This window comes from Brevundimonas sp. UBA2503, from assembly GCF_002341485.1.
In the GTDB taxonomy this organism is placed as follows: Bacteria; Pseudomonadota; Alphaproteobacteria; order Caulobacterales; family Caulobacteraceae; genus Brevundimonas; species Brevundimonas halotolerans.
Genome location: NZ_DDOD01000009.1, coordinates 66,708 through 83,620 on the forward strand (window position 1 = coordinate 66,708; position 16,913 = coordinate 83,620).

General features: G+C 66.2%; 21 protein-coding genes. 11 read left to right on the top strand and 10 right to left on the bottom strand.

All coding sequences use genetic code 11. The annotated features are described in order from the left end of the window. Positions 1–127: 127 nt before the first annotated feature. Together B4K74_RS03805 and B4K74_RS03810 are read right to left on the bottom strand one after the other, a co-directional pair. A complete protein-coding gene (locus tag B4K74_RS03805) occupies positions 128–535 on the bottom strand; it encodes a ribonucleotide reductase subunit alpha (protein ID WP_123286450.1) in 408 nt (135 codons plus the stop codon). Positions 536–771: 236 nt separating this feature from the next. After that, entirely contained in the window at positions 772–966 is a 195-nt protein-coding gene (locus tag B4K74_RS03810; RefSeq protein WP_123286451.1) for a hypothetical protein, read from the bottom strand. A gap of 231 nt (positions 967–1,197) precedes the next feature. Between B4K74_RS03810 and gmk the strand changes: the two genes are divergently transcribed. Next, complete coding sequence (gmk, locus tag B4K74_RS03815) at positions 1,198–1,839, top strand: guanylate kinase (protein WP_123286452.1); 642 nt, start codon at positions 1,198–1,200, stop codon at positions 1,837–1,839. A 4-nt stretch (positions 1,840–1,843) separates the two neighbouring features. Here gmk and B4K74_RS03820 read toward each other — a convergent pair whose 3' ends face one another. From B4K74_RS03820 to B4K74_RS03835, 4 genes are read right to left on the bottom strand one after another with little or no spacing between them, the layout of a single operon-like run. Further along, entirely contained in the window at positions 1,844–2,272 is a 429-nt protein-coding gene (locus B4K74_RS03820) for a VOC family protein (protein ID WP_123286453.1), read from the bottom strand. Positions 2,273–2,289: 17 nt separating this feature from the next. Beyond that, the gene (locus B4K74_RS03825) at positions 2,290–2,760 is read right to left on the bottom strand and encodes an SRPBCC family protein (RefSeq protein WP_414630924.1); all 471 of its coding nucleotides are present in this window, start codon (positions 2,758–2,760) and stop codon (positions 2,290–2,292) included. 7 nt (positions 2,761–2,767) lie between these two features. Beyond that, positions 2,768–3,268: an SRPBCC family protein gene (locus B4K74_RS03830; protein ID WP_286691822.1), complete on the bottom strand. Its 501-nt coding sequence runs from the start codon at positions 3,266–3,268 to the stop codon at positions 2,768–2,770. Beyond that, the gene (locus B4K74_RS03835) at positions 3,252–3,599 is read right to left on the bottom strand and encodes an ArsR/SmtB family transcription factor (RefSeq protein WP_123286456.1); all 348 of its coding nucleotides are present in this window, start codon (positions 3,597–3,599) and stop codon (positions 3,252–3,254) included. The genes B4K74_RS03830 and B4K74_RS03835 overlap by 17 nt, the downstream gene beginning before the upstream one ends. 152 nt (positions 3,600–3,751) lie before the next feature. Here B4K74_RS03835 and B4K74_RS03840 point away from each other — a divergent pair, with 152 nt between their 5' ends. The 7 genes from B4K74_RS03840 to B4K74_RS03870 all read left to right on the top strand — a co-directional run bounded on the left by B4K74_RS03840 (position 3,752) and on the right by B4K74_RS03870 (position 10,643). Next, positions 3,752–4,234 (top strand): nuclear transport factor 2 family protein, encoded by a 483-nt coding sequence (locus B4K74_RS03840; protein ID WP_286691823.1) that lies wholly within the window; start codon positions 3,752–3,754, stop codon positions 4,232–4,234. Continuing rightward, positions 4,234–4,965, top strand: a complete 732-nt coding sequence (gene recO, locus B4K74_RS03845) for a DNA repair protein RecO (protein ID WP_123286457.1) — start codon at positions 4,234–4,236, stop codon at positions 4,963–4,965. The genes B4K74_RS03840 and recO overlap by 1 nt, the downstream gene beginning before the upstream one ends. Before the next feature lie 51 nt (positions 4,966–5,016). Then, positions 5,017–5,163, top strand: coding sequence for a hypothetical protein (locus B4K74_RS03850; protein WP_286691824.1), 147 nt, complete (start codon positions 5,017–5,019; stop codon positions 5,161–5,163). A gap of 163 nt (positions 5,164–5,326) precedes the next feature. Further along, positions 5,327–6,667: a M20/M25/M40 family metallo-hydrolase gene (locus tag B4K74_RS03855; protein WP_286691825.1), complete on the top strand. Its 1,341-nt coding sequence runs from the start codon at positions 5,327–5,329 to the stop codon at positions 6,665–6,667. A gap of 90 nt (positions 6,668–6,757) precedes the next feature. Further along, positions 6,758–8,959 carry a DNA topoisomerase IV subunit A gene (gene parC / locus B4K74_RS03860; protein ID WP_286691826.1) on the top strand — a complete coding sequence of 734 codons (2,202 nt, stop codon included), beginning with the start codon at positions 6,758–6,760 and terminating at the stop codon, positions 8,957–8,959. A 95-nt stretch (positions 8,960–9,054) separates the two neighbouring features. Continuing rightward, a complete protein-coding gene (locus B4K74_RS03865; RefSeq protein ID WP_123286460.1) occupies positions 9,055–9,624 on the top strand; it encodes a LemA family protein in 570 nt (189 codons plus the stop codon). Between the two features lie 5 nt (positions 9,625–9,629). Further along, positions 9,630–10,643, top strand: a complete 1,014-nt coding sequence (locus B4K74_RS03870) for a M48 family metallopeptidase (RefSeq protein WP_286691827.1) — start codon at positions 9,630–9,632, stop codon at positions 10,641–10,643. Here B4K74_RS03870 and B4K74_RS03875 read toward each other — a convergent pair. Together B4K74_RS03875 and B4K74_RS03880 are read right to left on the bottom strand one after the other, a co-directional pair. Beyond that, complete coding sequence (locus B4K74_RS03875; protein ID WP_286691828.1) at positions 10,640–11,374, bottom strand: arginyltransferase; 735 nt, start codon at positions 11,372–11,374, stop codon at positions 10,640–10,642. The two genes, B4K74_RS03870 and B4K74_RS03875, sit on opposite strands and share 4 nt — an antisense overlap. 139 nt (positions 11,375–11,513) lie before the next feature. After that, positions 11,514–12,413 (bottom strand): flagellar motor protein MotB, encoded by a 900-nt coding sequence (locus B4K74_RS03880; protein ID WP_286691829.1) that lies wholly within the window; start codon positions 12,411–12,413, stop codon positions 11,514–11,516. Between the two features lie 104 nt (positions 12,414–12,517). On the opposite strand from B4K74_RS03880, the gene B4K74_RS03885 reads away from it, so the two are divergent. Together B4K74_RS03885 and B4K74_RS03890 are read left to right on the top strand one after the other, a co-directional pair. Continuing rightward, the gene (locus B4K74_RS03885) at positions 12,518–13,024 is read left to right on the top strand and encodes a flavin reductase family protein (protein ID WP_286691830.1); all 507 of its coding nucleotides are present in this window, start codon (positions 12,518–12,520) and stop codon (positions 13,022–13,024) included. Beyond that, positions 13,021–13,887, top strand: a complete 867-nt coding sequence (locus B4K74_RS03890) for an NAD(P)-dependent oxidoreductase (RefSeq protein ID WP_286691831.1) — start codon at positions 13,021–13,023, stop codon at positions 13,885–13,887. Before B4K74_RS03885 ends, B4K74_RS03890 begins: the two co-directional genes overlap by 4 nt. On the opposite strand, the gene B4K74_RS03895 is transcribed toward B4K74_RS03890, so the two are convergent. Together B4K74_RS03895 and hemB are read right to left on the bottom strand one after the other, a co-directional pair. Further along, entirely contained in the window at positions 13,884–14,576 is a 693-nt protein-coding gene (locus B4K74_RS03895) for a carbonic anhydrase (RefSeq protein WP_286691832.1), read from the bottom strand. The genes B4K74_RS03890 and B4K74_RS03895 overlap by 4 nt on opposite strands. A gap of 79 nt (positions 14,577–14,655) precedes the next feature. Continuing rightward, positions 14,656–15,660: a porphobilinogen synthase gene (hemB, locus tag B4K74_RS03900; protein WP_286691833.1), complete on the bottom strand. Its 1,005-nt coding sequence runs from the start codon at positions 15,658–15,660 to the stop codon at positions 14,656–14,658. 112 nt (positions 15,661–15,772) lie between these two features. Here hemB and B4K74_RS03905 point away from each other — a divergent pair, with 112 nt between their 5' ends. Beyond that, on the top strand, positions 15,773–16,912 hold the full coding sequence (locus tag B4K74_RS03905; RefSeq protein ID WP_286691834.1) for an isobutyryl-CoA dehydrogenase: 1,140 nt from the start codon (positions 15,773–15,775) through the stop codon (positions 16,910–16,912). The last annotated feature ends 1 nt before the right edge of the window (position 16,913 follow it).

Sequence of the window (16,913 nt, forward strand, 5' to 3'; positions counted from 1 at the left end):
ATTTACAACCTCCGTTGTCAAAACGAATTGGCATCCATCAAGTGCCCGGACGACCCCCATCAAAGACCCGGGGCGCCCTCAGCGCCGACCACGTCTCGTGGCGGCCTGCACATGCAATCATCCCGGCTCAGGCGATCTCAAGGAAGTCGCCGTCGGGTCCATAGGCCGCGAAGCCGCCAATGCGGCCGTCGCGCACGGCCTGGACCATGGTCTCCAGGGCGAGGTCGATTCGGGCCTTGTCAGGCGGACGTCCGGCTTGTCCGGACAGGCTCGCGGCGAACACGACGCTCCAGGGCGGGCCGGCCTCTTCAGCCTCCGAGACGAGCGCCTTGAAGTCCGGCAGGTCGCGCGGGGCCTTGTCGACGCACATCAGTGGCCCGAGCGCGCCTCCCTTTCCTGATCGAAAGCGTGCCTCCTGCTCCGGCGTGGCCCTGTCGGGCAGTTCGGCACCGGCAAAGACGAATAGCAGGCGCTGCGGTTCCGGCTCGGCGGCGGCGGCGGCGAGGAGTTGCTGGAAGTGCTCATTGGGGTTCATCGGACAGACGTTACGACAATCAGGTCGTTCGTGTCTCGCAGGCTCGAAGCTTTCATGAGTTACCTTTGCGGTCGCGGGGGTCCGTCGCCCGGGCAGCGATGCGGTGACCCCCGGTCGTCACAGAAGGATTGTCGGCCGATCGTCAGGGACGATCCACCACAGCCACGAAGCGATCCAGAGGCCCCGCTGATCCCGGGAACGACATCGGTCAGCGACCCGAGCATGGCTTGCTCTGGTCAACCTGGAGAAGCCCGTAGCACGCTGAGTACGACGGAGGGGACTGGTAGCGACTTGCCTTGAAGGTGGTCAGCGGCTCCTCTCAGGCCTTCCAGCGCCTCGGGCCAGAGCTTCTCTCGCTCCGCTGCCTCGAAGTTCATCTCCAGGGAGCATGCGAGTTCATGGGCGAGAATGATGATGAGGTCGGTGGTCATTGTGGTTCCTCTGAACGAAAGTGAGCGGAGAGCAGGGCCCCTTGCGACACGGCCCGGTTTGCGGTGTCGCCGTCGGCGCCCTATTGGGTGAGCAAGGCGTGTGGCGCGCACGGAATCGCCGTTCGCATCCTTCAGCCAGTAAGCCATCTTGCTGTGGGTCTGGTGTGGGTGCGAATTCGGCGAGTTCCAAAAACTGACTTTTAAACAATGCGCTGTGGATTAGGATTCAGAATGTCGAATGATCGTATGCCCCGCCGCGGCGTCCTGCTGATCGTGGCCAGCCCGTCGGGCGCGGGCAAGACCTCGCTGTGCCGGCGGTTGATGGCCGATCACGGGGGGCTGGAGCTGTCGGTCAGCATGACGACGCGGCCGATCCGTCCGGGCGAACAGGCGGGGCGGGACTATCACTTTGTCGACGAGGCCGAGTTTCAGCGCCTGATCGAGGCCGATGCCTTCCTTGAATGGGCCAATGTGCACGGCAATCTGTACGGCTCACCCCGCGCGCCGGTCGATCGGGCCTTGGCCGAGGGCCGCGACGTGCTGTTCGACATCGACTGGCAGGGCGCGCGCGAAGTGGCCCGCCGCTGTCCCGAGGACGCGGTGCGGGTCTTCATCCTGCCGCCCAGCCTTGAGGAGCTGCGCCGTCGTCTGGTGACCCGCTCGCAGGATGCGGAAGAGGTCATCGACCGCCGCATCCGCAACGCCAAGGGTGAGATCGAGCACGCCACCGAGTTCGACTATGTGTTCGTCAACGACGACTTCGACCGCTCCTATGCGGAGCTGGCCCACATCTATCATGCGGAGCGGTCGCGCCGGTTTCGCAACGTCTGGGTCAGCGGCTATCAGCAGGCTTTGCTGAACGAGAAGGTCTGACGCCTCAGGCCGGCAGGTCCGGATTGGTGTTGATCATCCAGGGAATGCCGAAACGGTCGATGAGGCTGCCGAAGCCCGGCGACCAGAACGACTCCCCGAAGGGCATCACAACCTTGCCCCCCTCGGACAGGGCGTCGAACCAGCGACGGGCCTCGGCGACGTCATGGGTGTGCAGGGTAACGTCGAAGCCGTTCTTCGGCTTGTCGATGCCGGGAGCCCACTGGACATCCATATCGGCGCCCATGATGGCCTGATCCCCGATTTGCAGCCAGCCATGCATCAGCCAGTCTTTCATATGCTCCGGCACTCCCATGTCGGGCGGCCCGTCGCCGTAGGGCATGGCGGCGGTGATCTCTCCGCCGAGAACCCTGGCGTAGAATTCGAAGGCCTCGCGGCATTGGCCGCGGAAGCTGAGGCTGGTCACGATTTTCATGGTGGTGTCCTTCCGTTTTAATCCCTGTGGGCGGCCAGCCAGGCCTCAAGCCGGTCGGTCGTGCTGGTCCAGCCGTGGCGATGGCCGGTCAGGCTCTGTTCGGACTTCAGGCCCGCGTGGGTGAGGTCCATATGGGTTTTGCCGTCGTCGGTGTCGCTGAACACCACGGTGACAAGGGTGTCGGCGGGCGGGCCGTCCTCGTGGCTCTCGTCCCATTTGAAGGTGAAGACGAGGCGTTCGTTCTCGACGATCTCGAGATAGATGCCGCCCTGCCAGAGCTCCTCGCCCGTTTCGACCGAGCGCAGGCATTTGCGCCACTCGCCCCCCACGCGGAAATCCTGGGTGGCGCTGATGGCCGGCCATTCGACCGGGCCCATCCATTGAACGGCCATCTCGGGGCGGGTCCAGGCCATCCAGACCAGCGGGCGGGGCGCGTCGAACACCCGCGTCATATGCAGGGTGGGGCGGGTCGCAAGATCGTCGGTCACGGCCATGTCAGAAGGTCTTCACCAGCTCGGCCAGCTGGTCAGCGCACTGACCCCAGCCGTCGTGGAAGCCCATTTCCTCGTGCTGCTTTTTCGTGGCCTCGTTCCAGTGATGGGCGGTGGCCGTGTATTTTGTGCGACCGTCGGGCAGGGGCTCCAGCTCGATGCGGCTGACCATGAAGGGCTGGCCGGCGGGCTTCCAGTCGGGCGTCAGGCCGTCGGTCGAGACGATGCGCCGGTTGGGGATGACCTCGAGGAAGACGCCAGAGTTCGGGAATTCCTGACCGTCGGGTGAGCGCATGGTGAACTGTGTCAGGCCGCCGGGGCGGGGGTCACAGACCGCGTCGGTGATGGTCCAGGGTTTGGGGGCCAGCCATTGTTTGATCAGTTCAGGCTCGGTCCAGGCGCGGAAGATCTTTTCGGGAGGGGCGTCGATGATGCGCTCCAGCACGAGATCGAAGCTGTGGGCGGCGCCGTCGGTGTCGCACGGGTTGTCAGTTTCGTTGGCCATCGTCTTTGCCTTTCTGCAGATTTCTCAGATAGCTATCGAGACGATCGAACGAGGCGTCCCAGTAGCGGCGATAGTGTTCCAGCCAGTCGGCCACGCCCTTCAGCGCCATGGGTTCCAGCTTGGCCGGGCGCCACTGGGCCTCACGGCTGCGGCTGATGAGACCGGCCTTTTCCAGAACCTTCAGATGTTTCGACACGGCCGGCAGGCTCATGTCGAAGGGCTCAGCCAGTTCGTTGACGCTGGCCTCGCCCTCACACAGCCGCGCCAGAATGGCCCGACGGGTCGGGTCGGCGAGTGCGGCAAACTTGGCGCTGAGAGGGTCGGGGGTCATGGCGGCTTTCGTATGTAACTGGCAGGTTAAGTAGCGGGTGATGGGGCGATAGTCAACCGACGGGTTAAATGAGCTGCGGCGAAGAAAATTCCGCGCGAGACAGGCGACCCGCATTGAGGGATGCTCGGGCTGTCCGTAGTCTGGAGCCCACCATGAAAGCCCTTCTTCTCCTTCTCGCGGCCGTGACGCTCATGTCCGGTCCGGCGCGAGCCCAGGACCGGGATCCCGGCGCGGTCATCGACGCCCTGCACCAGGCCGCGCGCGAGGCGGATGGCGCGACCTATTTCGCCCTGTTCACGCCGGATGCCCGCTTCATCGGCACGGATGCGACCGAGCGCTGGACCGTGGCGGAGTTCGAAGCCTATGCCACGCCCTATTTCAGCCGGGGGCAGGGGTGGGACTATCAGGTCGTCAGCCGCGAGTTGTCGATCCTGCCGCTCGACTGCCGCTGCGTCGCCGTCTTCGATGAGGTGCTGGAGAATGCCAGCTATGGCACTGTGCGGGGCTCGGGCGTGCTGCGGTTGACCGATGACGGCTGGAAGATCGAGCAATATGTCCTCAGCTTTGCCGTGCCCAATGACGTTGCGCGCGATGTTGTCGCCGTGATCCGCGCCGGGGAAGCCGCTCGGCCCTGATGGAGTTCGAGGACGACGCCTTTGTGCTCTCGGCCCGTCCGCATGGCGATACGGGCGTGGTGGCTGACCTGCTGACCGAACATCACGGACGGCGGCTGACCTATGTCGCGGGCGGGGCCTCGCGGCGCATGAAGCCCTTTCTGCAGCCGGGGTCGCGAGTGCGGGCCGCGTTTCGCTCGCGCGACGACAGCCAGCTGGGTTCGGCCCGGCTGGAGCCGCGCGGCGAGGATATCAGCCGGCTGTTCGATTCACCGCTGGCCCTGGCGGGGTTGGCCGCTGCCACCGCTGTGGTGCAGGGCGCGCTGCCCGAGCGAGAGCCGGAGCCCGGCATCTTTGCGGCGATGGAGGCGCTGATGTCGGCCTTCGCCCATGATGCGGTCTGGCCGGCGGTGTTCATTCGCTTCGAACTGGGCCTGCTGGCCAGTCTGGGCTTTGGCCTCAATCTGGATGTGTGCGCGGTGTCGGGGTCGACGGACGATCTGGCCTGGGTCAGCCCGCGCACGGGCCGGGCGGTCAGCCGGACCGAGGGCGCGCCCTATGCTGAGCGGCTGCTGGGCCTGCCGCCCTTTCTGCTGGGCAACCAGGCGGCGGTCGTTGAGGGGGATGTCGGTCTGGGTCTGGCCCTGACCGGCCATTTCCTCGAGGCCTGGGTGTTCCATCCGCGTGACAGGCCGCTGCCGCCCGCGCGGGACTGGATGGTCGAGCGCTTGCAACGATCCGGCTTGTTGTAGGCGCGGTTGCGGGACTAGGGTCGCGCCGAAAGAAATCGGGGAAGTCACACCATGAGTATTCGTCGTCTCGCAGGCATGGGCGCGGCCCTGTCGTTGCTTCTGGCCGGAGGGCTGGCGGCCCCGGTGCTGGCCCAGTCGTCCGAGGATGCGCAGGTCGCGCGCCGGATGGAGGCCCATGTGACCTTCCTGGCCGAATGATGCGCTGGAGGGCCGGGACACCGGCTCGCGCGGCTATGAGCTGGCGGCCCTCTACGTCGAGAGCCATTTCTTCGCGCTGGGCCTGACGCCGGCGGGCAATGCCGAGCGCACCAGCTGGCGCCAGCCGGTCAATTTCGCCGAGATCAGCCTGTCGGCCGGCCAGATGAGCTGGACCGGACCGAACGGCACCGCCCACAACTGGGATCACGGCGACGGCGTCGCCCTGATCCCGTCGCAGGTCGGTGAGGTGGCGCTGGATACCGGCTTCGTCTTCGTCGGCTATGGTCTGGATGTGCCCAGCCACGGTCTGGACGACTACGACGGGCTGGATGTCGAGGGCAAGGTCGTGCTGGCCCTCTATGGCATGCCCGAGGGCCTGCCCAGCGAACTGGCGGCCCACCTGGGGTCGGCCAAGGCAACGACGGCCTTTGAGCACGGCGCGGTCGGCTACATCATGATCCACTCGGCCGATACGCGGAATATCCCGTGGTCGGCGCTGATGGGGTATTTCGGGGAGCCCCAGACCCGCTGGGCGACCGCCGACGGAGTGCCGCAGAGCGATGCGCCGGGCATCAAGGTCGAGGGCTTCCTGTCGCAGCCGACGACGGCCATGCTGTTCGAAGCCGCCGGTCAGAACCTGACGGCCATTCAGGACGCGGCCGCTGCGGGGGCCTCGCCCAAGGGGTTTGAAATCCCGGGCGCGGCCAGCGTCAGCCTGACGGCCGAGGCTCGCTATTTCGAGAGCCCCAATGTGGTGGCCATCCTGCCCGGATCCGATCCGTCGGTCGCCGATGAAGTCGTGGTGGTCATGGGTCATCTCGATCACGTGGGCATTTCGGACGACGAGAGCGCCGAGGACCGCATCTCGAACGGGGCCATGGACAATGCCACAGGCATCGCCACCCTGATCGAGGTGGCCCGCGCGCTGTCGCTGTCGGATGAGCGCCCGCGCCGGTCGGTCATGTTCCTGGCGGTGACGGGTGAGGAACTGGGCCTGCTGGGCTCCAGCCGCTTTGCTGCCGATCCGACCGTGCCGCTGGAAGACATCGTCGGCGTGGTCAATCTGGACATGCCGATCCTGACCTATGACTTCGTCGATGTGGTCGCGTTCGGCGCCGATCACTCGACGCTGGGCGCCATCGTCGCCGAGGCGACGGCCGAGGTCGGGGTGGCGACGGTGCCCGACTACATGCCGGAAGAGAACCTGTTCGTGCGCTCGGACCACTATGAGTTCGTCAAGGCGGGCGTGCCGTCGGTGTTCCTGGCGACCGGACCGGGCGGCGAGGGGCGTGAGGCGACCGCAGCCTTCCTCGCGGACAACTATCACCAGGTCAGCGATGAGGTGGACCTGCCGTTCGACTGGAACGCCGCGGCCCGGTTCGTGCGGGTGAACACCTCGATCGCCCGGACCATCGCCGACGGCGAGGAGCGCCCCATGTGGTATGAAGGCGACGAGTTCGGTGACCTGTTCGACGCCGACGGCCCGCGCGCTACCCGCCCCTGAGCCGGGCGGACACCCGTCCGCACCGATTTGGGCCTAGACTGATCGAAGCGGCGGGCGATTCGTCCGCCGTTTCCCATTCGTATTGATACCATGACCTTGCACACCCCTCCGCCGGACGGCGGCCGTATCGTTGATGAGCCGATGGGAGACGCCCTGTCGCGTCGCTATCTGGCCTATGCGCTGTCGACCATCACCAACCGCGCGTTGCCCGATGTGCGGGACGGCTTCAAGCCCGTGCACCGGCGCATCCTGTACGCGATGCATCAGATGCGGCTGAACCCGCAGGCGGCGGCGCGCAAATGCGCCAAGGTCGTGGGCGACGTCATGGGCGGCTATCACCCGCACGGGGACGCCTCGATCTATGACGCCCTGGTGCGCATGGCCCAGGCCTTTGCCCAGCGCTATCCGCTGGTCGACGGGCAGGGGAATTTCGGCAATATCGACGGCGATAACGCGGCGGCCATGCGCTACACCGAGTGCAAGCTGACGCCGGCGGCAGTGCTGCTGATGGAGGGGATCGACCAGAATGCGGTCGACTTTCGCCCCACCTATGACGATCAGGATCAGGAGCCCGTGGTCCTGCCGGCGGGCTTTCCGAACCTGCTGGCCAATGGCTCGTCGGGCATTGCCGTGGGGATGGCGACCTCCATCCCGCCTCACAATGTCGGCGAGCTGATCGAGACCTGTCTGATCCTGCTGGAGGACCCCGAGGCCTCGACCGAGACCCTGATGCAGCATATGCCGGGGCCGGATTTCCCGACCGGGGGCGTGCTGGTCGAGGGCAAGGCCTCGCTGCTGGAGACCTATGAGACCGGACGTGGGGGCCTCCGCCTGCGCGCCCGCTGGGAAGTCGAGCATCTGGAGCGTGGCACTTGGCGCATCGTGGTCACCGAGATCCCGTATCAGGTGCAGAAGGGCCGGCTGATCGAGACCCTGGCCGATCTCATCGACCAGAAGAAGGCGCCGCTGCTGGGCGATGTGCGCGATGAGTCGGCCGAAGACATCCGGCTGGTGCTGGACCCGCGTGCCCGCACCGTCGAGCCCGAGGTGCTGATGGAAAGCCTGTTCCGGCTGTCTGACCTCGAGGTCCGTGTGCCGGTCAACATCAATGTGCTGGATGCCACGGGCACGCCGGGGGTGATGGGGCTGAAGGCATGTCTGCAGGCGTTCCTGGATCACCGGCGCGAGGTGCTGATCCGTCGCTCGAACTGGCGTGCAGAACGCATTGAAAAGCGACTGCATCTGTTGGAAGGGCTACGGATTGTCTTCCTCAATATCGATGAGGTCATCCGCATTGTCCGCGAGGAGGAACAGCCCAAGGCAGCGCTGATCGCGCGGCTGAACCTGACCGAGGTGCAGGCGGACTTTGTGCTGGATACCCGGCTGCGGCAACTGGCGCGGCTGGAAGAGCTGGCCATCGAGACCGAATACAAGGAATTGGCCGAGGAACTGGCCGGGCTGCGGGCCCTGATGGATTCGCCGTCGCGGCAGTGGAAGCGCATCGGCAAGGATCTGGCCGAAGTGCGCAAGGCGCTGCCGTCGCCGCGCCGGACGATCTTTGGCGAGGCCCCGGAGGGTGGCGCCAGCGCGCCGATCGAAGCCTTCATCCCGCGTGAGGCCATCACGGTCGTCCTGTCCGAGCGGGGCTGGATCCGGGCGGCCAAGGGCAAGGTCGAGGACCCGTCCGAGCTGAAGTTCAAGGAGGGCGACAGCCTCGCCTTCCTGGTGCCGGCCTTTACGACCGACAAGCTGCTGGTGGCGGCGACCGACGGGCGCATTTTCACGATCGGGGCCGACAAGCTGGCGTCGGGACGCGGTCATGGCGAGCCGATCCGTCTGATGATCGATCTGGAGGAAGGCGTCGAGATCGTGGCCCTTTTCGCGTACCAGCCGGGGGCGAAGCTGATGGTGGCGTCAAAGGCCGGCTATGGCTTCATCGCGCCGGAAGATGAGTTGCTGGCCCAGAAGCGCGGCGGCAAACAGGTGCTGAACGGCGAGATGGCGGTCTGCCTGCGCGTCACCGGCGACCACGTCGCGGTAATCGGCGACAACATCAAGACGCTGGTCTTCCCGTTGTCGGAGCTGCCGGAGATGAGCCGCGGCAAGGGCGTGAAGTTCCAGTCCTATCGTCAAGGCGGCATGGCCGATGCCACGGTCTTTGCCGAAGAGACGGGGCCGGACTGGGTTGATGGCGGCGGGCGTCGCCGCAACTGGCCCGACTGGCGTGACTGGATCGGCAAACGCGCCGCCGTGGGGCGTCAGGGACCTCGCGGCCTGCGCAAATTCCGTTGAGGCTGCGGGGACCGGTCCGGAAATAAACTCGATTTCATTTGGGTGCGGGGGCCGGTTCGCGCGATAAGGGAGCTCGCAATCAAAGGAACCGGCCCATGATCACCTGGATCGTCATCGGCGTTATCGTCGTCCTCATCCTGTTCGTCGTTGTCGGCGGCTACAACAAGCTGGTGGCGCTGGATCAGCGCGCGGACCAGTCGTTCGCCGACATCGATGTGCAGCTGAAGCAGCGGCAGGACCTGATCCCCAATCTGGTCGAGACGGTGAAGGGCTATGCCACCCACGAGCGGGCCACGCTGGATGCCGTCACCCAGGCGCGAGCCGCTGCGGCGGGCGCGACCTCGGTCAATGACAAGGTCGAAGCCGAGAACATGCTGACCGCCACGCTCGGCCGACTGTTTGCCGTGTCCGAGGCCTATCCGGACCTGAAGGCCAACACCAATTTCCAGCAGCTGCAGACCGAGCTGTCGGACATCGAGAACAAGCTGGCCGCCGCCCGCCGGTTCTTCAACAATGCGGTGTCCGAGTTCAACGCCGTCCGCCGTCAGTTCCCGACCGTGCTGTTCGCCGGGCTCGTGGGCTTCGGGTCGGACAAGCCGTTTTTTGACGTTGGCGAGGGCGAGCGCGCGGCCATGACCGCCGCCCCGCCGTCGGTGCAGTTCTAGGATCCATGCAGGCCGTCGGGCTCCAGACCCATATCTGGGCGAACAACACCCGCTCGATCGTGTTGCTGGCCATGTTCCCGGTGCTGTTGGTGCTGGTTCTGTATGGCCTGCAGCTGGTGCTGATGGGGTTCGGGATCATACCCGGCAGCGGCGGCACCCTGGGTGACGACATGGCGCTGGCCGGGCGCATGCTGGGCTGGACGGTGCCGGCCGCCGCCGTGATGGCCGCGATCTGGTTCGCCATCGCCTATTTCGGCAGTCAGGCGATGATCGACGCCATGACCGGGGCCAAAAAGGTCGAGCGGCGGGACAATCCGGAACTCTATAATCTGCTCGAGAATCTGGCGATTTCCCGCGGCCTGCAGACCCCGACCCTGCGCATCATCGAGACGGATCAGCTGAATGCCTATGCCTCGGGCCTGCATGAGGGCCGCTATAGCGTGACTGTCACCCGGGGCCTGATCAACACCCTGACCCGTGACGAGGTCGAGGCGGTGCTGGCCCATGAGCTGACCCATGTGATCAACAAGGATGTGCGGACGATGGTGATCGCCTCCATCTTTGCCGGCATTCTGAGCGTCATGGCCGAGCTGGTCTTCCGGGGCCTGTTCTTTGCGCGCGGCGGGCGAGGCAACAAGAATGCCGGACCGCTGATCCTGATCGGAATTGCCATCGCCGCGATCGGCTTTGCCCTCGCCTTCGTCATCCGGATGATGCTGTCGCGCACGCGCGAGTTCGTGGCCGATGCGGGCGCGGTCGAGCTGACCAAGAACCCCGATTCGATGATCTCGGCGCTGCGCAAGATCGAGGGGCGCTCCACGCTGAAGGCGCCCGACGAGGTGCAAGGCATGTTCCTCGACAATCAGCCCGACAAGGCCGGGATCATGGGCCTGTTCGCCACCCATCCGCCGATCTCGAAGCGGATCGAGGCGCTGGTGAAGTTCGGTGGGGGACGCGATTCCGGGCCGTGGTCGCAGCAGACCTACGCCCCCTCAACCTCGGTGCCGAGCGCCGGCTAGGGCAGGTCGCGCCAGCCCTCGCGGGTCAGGGCCTGAAGCGGGCGCAGGCGGGCCTTGTAGTCCATTTTCGCTGAGCCCTGGATCCAGTAGCCCAGATAGACGAACGGCAGAGCCTGTTCGCGCGCCTGCACCAGGTGGTCGAGGATGGCGAACTGGCCGAGGCTGCGGCGCGCCAGCAGCGGATCAAAGAAGCTGTAGACCATCGACAGGCCGTCCGAGAGCATGTCGGTCAGCACGACACCGACCAGATCGCCCGGCCCGGCGCCGATGGCGGGCAGGCGGTATTCGATCAGATGGGTGCGCACGGCCGTGTCCTCAACCATGGCGACATAGTCGTCCCAGCCCATGTCGCTCATGCCGCCGCCAGCATGGCGCGCCAGTAGATATCGGCGCAGCAGATCGAACTGCTCCATGGTTGCCTCGGCCTCGACCTGATCGCGGGTCAGGTCGGCATTGCGCTGCAGGATGCGCTTTTGCGAGCGCGAGGCCGCAAAGCCGCAGACCGGCACCCGCACCGAGACACAGGCGTCGCATCCTTCGCAGGCCGGGCGATAGGCGATGTTCTGGCTGCGGCGGAAACCGGCCTGTGTCAGTTCGTCATTGACCCAGGCACCGTCGCTGAAGGGCAGATTGGCGAACACCTTGCGTTCGATCCGACCCGGCAGATAGGGGCAGGGCGCCATGGCTGTCAGATAGAAGCGCAGCTGGCGCTGGGGCACATGCCGGGTCATGGCCGCGCTCCGCATTCCCGGTCGCGGGGATGGCCTGCAATGTCTGTCAGACGCGCACCATGCATGGCGCGATGGGAGACCAGTCCGGGCCCCGGCGCAAGGCCCTTCGCCATCAAGGCGCGAAGGGCGGGGGCCGCTGTCACAGGCTGGTGTCGCTGGGCAGGACCGGCGCCTCGCGCAGCAGGATGATCGAGATGCGCCGGTTGCCCGCCAGACTGGGGTCGTCGGGATAGAGCGGGTCGGACCCCGCCTTGCCGTTCACCGAATAGATGCGGTCGACATCGACGCCGGCCCCTTCGAGGATCAGGCGGGCGGCGTCGGCGCGGCGGGCCGACAGGCTCCAGTCCGCAGGCGCGCTGGAGCGGTTCGAGCCGGCGACCGAACTGGTGTGACCGGTGATCGAGATGCGGTTGGGCAGGGCCGTGATGATCCGCGCCACGGCCCGCAGCAGGATCTGGGCGCGGGCGTTCGGGCGGGCCGAGTTTTCCTCGAACATCGAGCGGCCTTCCTGATCGACGATCTGGATGCGCAGGCCTTCAGGCGTCTGGTCGATGATCAGTTGTTTCGACAGTTCGGCCAGTTCGGGCATGGACTGCATGGCCTGACGCAGCGATTCCGCAGCGCTGGCAAAGTCGGAGGCCTCGCGGCGGGCAATCTCCTCGCGTAACTGGTCCTCGCTGGCGGCGGCCAGATTGCTGTTCTGGCCGGCCTGATCCGGGGCCTCGGGGGCCTCGGGCGCCATCTGGGTGATCACCGACATCGAGCCCGAGCTCTTGGGCCCGTCGTCGCCCAAAGACGTTCCGCCCAGAATGCCGCCGGAGCCCGAGGTGGTGGCCGAAATGCTGGCCGGAGCGAAATACTCGGCGATGCCCTTCTTCTGTTCAGGGTCGGTGGCGTTGACCAGCCACATCAGCAGGAAGAAGGCCATCATGGCCGTCACGAAGTCGGCGTAGGCGACCTTCCACGCCCCGCCGTGGTGGCCGTGTCCCGCAACCTTCTTGACCTTCTTGATGAGGATCGGACGATCGCTCAGGGACATGGGCGCCTCACTGGATTCGGGGCAGTCTTGGGCGATCAAGGTTAAGGCGACGTTTCCCGTGTCGCCCGGCTTGTATGCGCAAGCCCGGACGCTAAGGTCGCCGCGTGACCGACATTTCCCTTTCTGAACCTGACGGCGTCGACGCCCGTGCCTATCGCCGCGCCATGGGGGCCTTTGCCACCGGCGTCTGTGTCGTGACCGTCGACGGCCCCGAGGGCGCGGTCGGCATGACTGTGAACTCGGTGACCTCGGTGTCGCTGGAGCCGCGGCTGTTGCTGTGGTGTCTGGACGACAGCGCCGAGCGGGCCGGGGCGTTTCTGGATGGACGGCCCTTTTCGGTCCACGTGCTGGAGGCGGATGAAGCCGATTGGGCGGATCGATTCAGCCGGGGTGACTGTCGCCTGTCGGCCGAAGAAATCGATCGGGCCGAGACGGGGGCGCCGGTGCTCAGGGGCGCGCTGGCGCGGTTCGACTGTGTGCTGCACGAGCAAATCCCCATGGGGGATCATCAGATTCTGGTCGGACGGGTGACCCATTTCGAGGCCCGGGAGGGCGCCGGCCTGACCTTCTTCCGGGGCCGCTACGGACGCATCCAGGAGGGCGTGGAATGAAGATCGCATTTTCCGGACTGGGCGTGATGGGCGCGCCCATGGCCGGCCATCTGATCGCGGCGGGGCATATGGTCACGGGCCATAACCGCAGTGCGGCCAAGGCCGAGGCCTGGGCGCAGAAGACCGGCGGGACGGCGGCGGCAACCGCAGCCGAGGCCGCGCGGGGCGTGGACCTGTTCATCCTGTGTGTCGGCAATGATGACGACGTGCGCGAGGTCGTGGGCGCGGCCCTGCCGGAGCTGGCCCCGGGTGCCGTGATCGTGGATCACACCACCACCTCGGCCAAGGTAGCGCGCGAGATGGCGGAGCGGGTGGCCGAGCGGGGCGTCGCCTTCCTCGACGCGCCGGTCTCGGGCGGCCAGGCCGGGGCCGAGGCGGGCAAGCTCAGCATCATGATCGGCGGCGATGCCGATGCGCTGGCCCGAGTCGAGCCGGTGCTGGCCGTTTACGCCAAGGCCATCAAGCACATGGGCCCGGCGGGCAGCGGTCAGCTGACCAAGATGGCGAACCAGATCGCCATCGCCGGTGTGGTCCAGGGGCTGGCCGAGGCGGTGCATTTCGCCCAGAGCGCCGGTCTCGACACCGATGCCGTCTATGAGGCCATTTCGCAGGGCGCGGCCCAGAGCTGGCAGATGGACAACCGCTGGAAGACCGCGGCGGCGGGCCAGTTCGACTTTGGCTTTGCGGTCGACTGGATGCGCAAGGATCTGGGGCTGGTGCTGGAGGAGGCCCGCGCCAACGGCAGCCATCTGGCCGTTACCGCCCTGGTCGACCAGTTCTATTCCGAGGTGCAGGCGATGGGCGGCACCCGCTGGGATACCTCAAGCCTTGCGGCCCGACTGCAGGCGCGCAAGCGCACCTAGACGAGGAATTTCACCTCACCCGAATGCATCTGTTTGACGGCGGCGACGACCTTGAGGGTGCCCGCCTCCAGTGCATCGGCCAGCGAGGCATCGGCCACGCGCAGCTTGTCGGCGACCCGCTGGGCGTTCAGCTCGACAGCGCGGACGGCCATGTCGGTCGCATCTGACCGGCGGGCTTCCAGCACGGCGGGAATGATCGGCACGATCATCTCTTCCAGCGAGGGATCCAGCGGCATGACCCCGTCGACGATGGCCTCGGCCGCCGCCACGGCGCCGCAGCCGGTGTGCCCCATGACCACCACCAACGGGCAGTTCAGGTGTTTGACCGCATAGACGATCGAGGCGAGGCCCCGGCGGTCCACCGTATTGCCTGCGACCCGAATGGAAAACAGTCTTCCAAATCCCTGATTAAACAGGATTGTCGGCGGCGTCCGACTGTCGGCGCATCCGACGATGGTGGCGATCGGGTTCTGGCCACCCTGCAGCGGCTCCAGATCGTCGACCTTGACGTAGCCGAGGTTGTTTTCGCCGCGCAGGAAGGCGTCGTTGCCGGCCTTCAGCTCGGCGAGGGCCTGATCGGGCGTGGGGCCAGCGTGGGCCGGGGCCTCGGGTTCAGGCGTCGGCGCCTCTCTCTCAAGAACCGCCACTCCGGGACGCACGGGTTTTTTGCCCAAGCCAAACAGACCCATGATGTCCCCCCGTTGAACTGATCAGGCTGGTTAACAGCGTTCGGCGTAAATCCGGTGACAGTGCGCGTCTGTCAAGCGGTCAGCGGTTCAGCCATTCAGCGACGCGCGGCGCGAAATAGGTCAGCACCCCGGAACAGCCCGCACGCTTGAACGCGCCGAGGCTTTCGAGGATAGCGCGCTCCTCGTCCAGCCAGCCGGCGTCGATGGCGCCCTGCATCATAGCGTACTCACCGGACACCTGATAGGCGAATACCGGGACGGAGAAGGTGTCGCGAACTCGCTGGATTATATCGAGATACAGGGATCCCGGCTTGACCATGACGGCATCGGCGCCCTCGGCCAGGTCCATGGCCACCTCGCGCAGGGCCTCGTCGGAATTGGCAGGGTCCATCTGATAGGTGCGCTTGTCGCCGATCAGGGCGCGGGCCGAACCGACCGCGTCGCGATAGGGTCCGTAGAAGGCTGAAGCGTATTTGGCGGCATAGGACAAGATCATAACATCCTGATATTCGTTGGCTTCTAGAGCCTCGCGGATGGCCTGCACTCGCCCGTCCATCATGTCGGAGGGGGCGACGACATCGGCCCCGGCATGCGCGTGGATGAAGGCCTGTTCCGCCAGCCGCTCCAGCGAACCGTCATTGACGATCCGGCCGTCCTCGACGATGCCGTCGTGGCCGTGGTCGGTGTAGCAGTCCAGCGCAACATCGGTGATGACGCCGATCTCGGGCACGGCCGACTTGATGGCGCGGATGGTCTCGGGGACCAGGCCGTCGGGATTGGTGGCCTCGGTGCCGACCGCATCCTTCAGCTGGTTGTCGATATTGGGAAACAGGGCAACGGCGGGGATTCCCAGATCGCGGGCCTGGCGCGCGGCCTCGACGGCGGCCGCTGTCGACAGCCGGTCGACGCCGGGCAGGGTGGCCACCGGCACCCGGTCGGCCTTGCCGTCGTGCAGGATCAGCGGCCAGACCAGATCGGCCGGGGTCAGGGTGGTCTCGGCGACCAGACGTCGCACCCAGGGCTGGCTGCGCAGGCGGCGACCGCGGGTCAGGGGGAAGCTGGCGGGAAAGACGAGCTTGGACATGGGGCCTCATAGCCTTTGCCGGGCGGGGGGAGAAGCCATCCGGGCGGCCCGAGGGGGTTCAGTTTGCCGTTCCATGGTCTAGAAGGCCGCAACGACAGATGAGAGGACCCCCATGGATTTCGCCCTGACCGAAGACCAGCGCGCCATTCAGGACGCCGCCCGCGCCTTTGCTGAGGCCGAGCTGGCGCCACACAGCGCCGAATGGGACGAGACCAAACATTTCCCGGTCGACGTCATGCGCCAGGCCGCCGAGATGGGATTCTGCGGGATCTACACCGGCGAGGAGCACGGCGGCATGGCCCTGGGCCGGGTCGAATCGGCGGTGATCTTCGAGGAGCTGTCGCGCGGCGATGTTTCGACCGCCGCCTTCATCTCGATCCACAATATGGCGACCTGGATGATCGACAGCGTCGGCTCGGCCGAACTGCGCGCCCGCTATGTGCCGGCGCTGGTGACCATGGAGAAGATCGCCAGCTACTGCCTGACCGAGCCGGGTTCGGGCTCGGATGCGGCGGCGCTGCGCACCACGGCGGTGCGCGACGGCGACCACTGGGTGCTGAACGGCTCCAAGGCCTTCATCTCGGGCGCGGGCACCAGCGACGTCTATGTGGTGATGGCGCGGACGGGGGTGGACGGACCCAAGGGCATTTCGACCTTCGTCGTCGACAAGGACGCGCCGGGCCTCAGCTTCGGTGGGCAGGAGCGCAAGATGGGCTGGAACAGCCAGCCGACCGCCATCGTCCAGTTCGATGATTGCCGCGTGCCGGCCGAAAACCTGATGGGTCAGGAAGGGCATGGCTTCCGCTATGCCATGATGGGTCTGGACGGCGGGCGGTTGAACATCGCCGCCTGTTCGCTGGGCGGGGCGCGTCTGGCGCTGGAGACGGCGCAGGACTACGTCGCCAGCCGCAAGCAGTTCGGCAAGCCGATCGGCGACTTCCAGAACACCCAGTTCAAGCTGGCGGACATGGCGACCCAACTGGAGGCCGCGCGCCTGATGGTGCTGCGCGGCGCCTGGGCCATCGACACAAACCACCCGGAAAAGACCAAATGGTGCGCCATGGCCAAACGGCTGGCCACCGACGCCTGTTTCCAGATCGCCGACGAGGCGCTGCAGCTGCACGGCGGCTATGGCTATCTGAAGGACTATCCGCTGGAGCGCATCGTCCGCGACCTGCGGGTGCACCGCATCCTTGAGGGCACCAATGAGATCATGCGCGTGATCACCGCGCGGGAGATGATGCGGCAGTGAG

Coding starts and splice junctions, on each gene's coding strand:
- B4K74_RS03805 (WP_123286450.1), bottom strand. CDS start 535: ATGAACCCCAATGAGCACTTCCAGCAACTCCTCGCCGCCGCCGCCGCC.
- B4K74_RS03810 (WP_123286451.1), bottom strand. CDS start 966: ATGACCACCGACCTCATCATCATTCTCGCCCATGAACTCGCATGCTCC.
- gmk (WP_123286452.1), top strand. CDS start 1,198: ATGTCGAATGATCGTATGCCCCGCCGCGGCGTCCTGCTGATCGTGGCC.
- B4K74_RS03820 (WP_123286453.1), bottom strand. CDS start 2,272: ATGAAAATCGTGACCAGCCTCAGCTTCCGCGGCCAATGCCGCGAGGCC.
- B4K74_RS03830 (WP_286691822.1), bottom strand. CDS start 3,268: ATGGCCAACGAAACTGACAACCCGTGCGACACCGACGGCGCCGCCCAC.
- B4K74_RS03835 (WP_123286456.1), bottom strand. CDS start 3,599: ATGACCCCCGACCCTCTCAGCGCCAAGTTTGCCGCACTCGCCGACCCG.
- B4K74_RS03840 (WP_286691823.1), top strand. CDS start 3,752: ATGAAAGCCCTTCTTCTCCTTCTCGCGGCCGTGACGCTCATGTCCGGT.
- recO (WP_123286457.1), top strand. CDS start 4,234: ATGGAGTTCGAGGACGACGCCTTTGTGCTCTCGGCCCGTCCGCATGGC.
- B4K74_RS03850 (WP_286691824.1), top strand. CDS start 5,017: ATGAGTATTCGTCGTCTCGCAGGCATGGGCGCGGCCCTGTCGTTGCTT.
- B4K74_RS03855 (WP_286691825.1), top strand. CDS start 5,327: ATGAGCTGGACCGGACCGAACGGCACCGCCCACAACTGGGATCACGGC.
- parC (WP_286691826.1), top strand. CDS start 6,758: ATGACCTTGCACACCCCTCCGCCGGACGGCGGCCGTATCGTTGATGAG.
- B4K74_RS03865 (WP_123286460.1), top strand. CDS start 9,055: ATGATCACCTGGATCGTCATCGGCGTTATCGTCGTCCTCATCCTGTTC.
- B4K74_RS03870 (WP_286691827.1), top strand. CDS start 9,630: ATGCAGGCCGTCGGGCTCCAGACCCATATCTGGGCGAACAACACCCGC.
- B4K74_RS03875 (WP_286691828.1), bottom strand. CDS start 11,374: ATGACCCGGCATGTGCCCCAGCGCCAGCTGCGCTTCTATCTGACAGCC.
- B4K74_RS03880 (WP_286691829.1), bottom strand. CDS start 12,413: ATGTCCCTGAGCGATCGTCCGATCCTCATCAAGAAGGTCAAGAAGGTT.
- B4K74_RS03890 (WP_286691831.1), top strand. CDS start 13,021: ATGAAGATCGCATTTTCCGGACTGGGCGTGATGGGCGCGCCCATGGCC.
- B4K74_RS03895 (WP_286691832.1), bottom strand. CDS start 14,576: ATGGGTCTGTTTGGCTTGGGCAAAAAACCCGTGCGTCCCGGAGTGGCG.
- hemB (WP_286691833.1), bottom strand. CDS start 15,660: ATGTCCAAGCTCGTCTTTCCCGCCAGCTTCCCCCTGACCCGCGGTCGC.
- B4K74_RS03905 (WP_286691834.1), top strand. CDS start 15,773: ATGGATTTCGCCCTGACCGAAGACCAGCGCGCCATTCAGGACGCCGCC.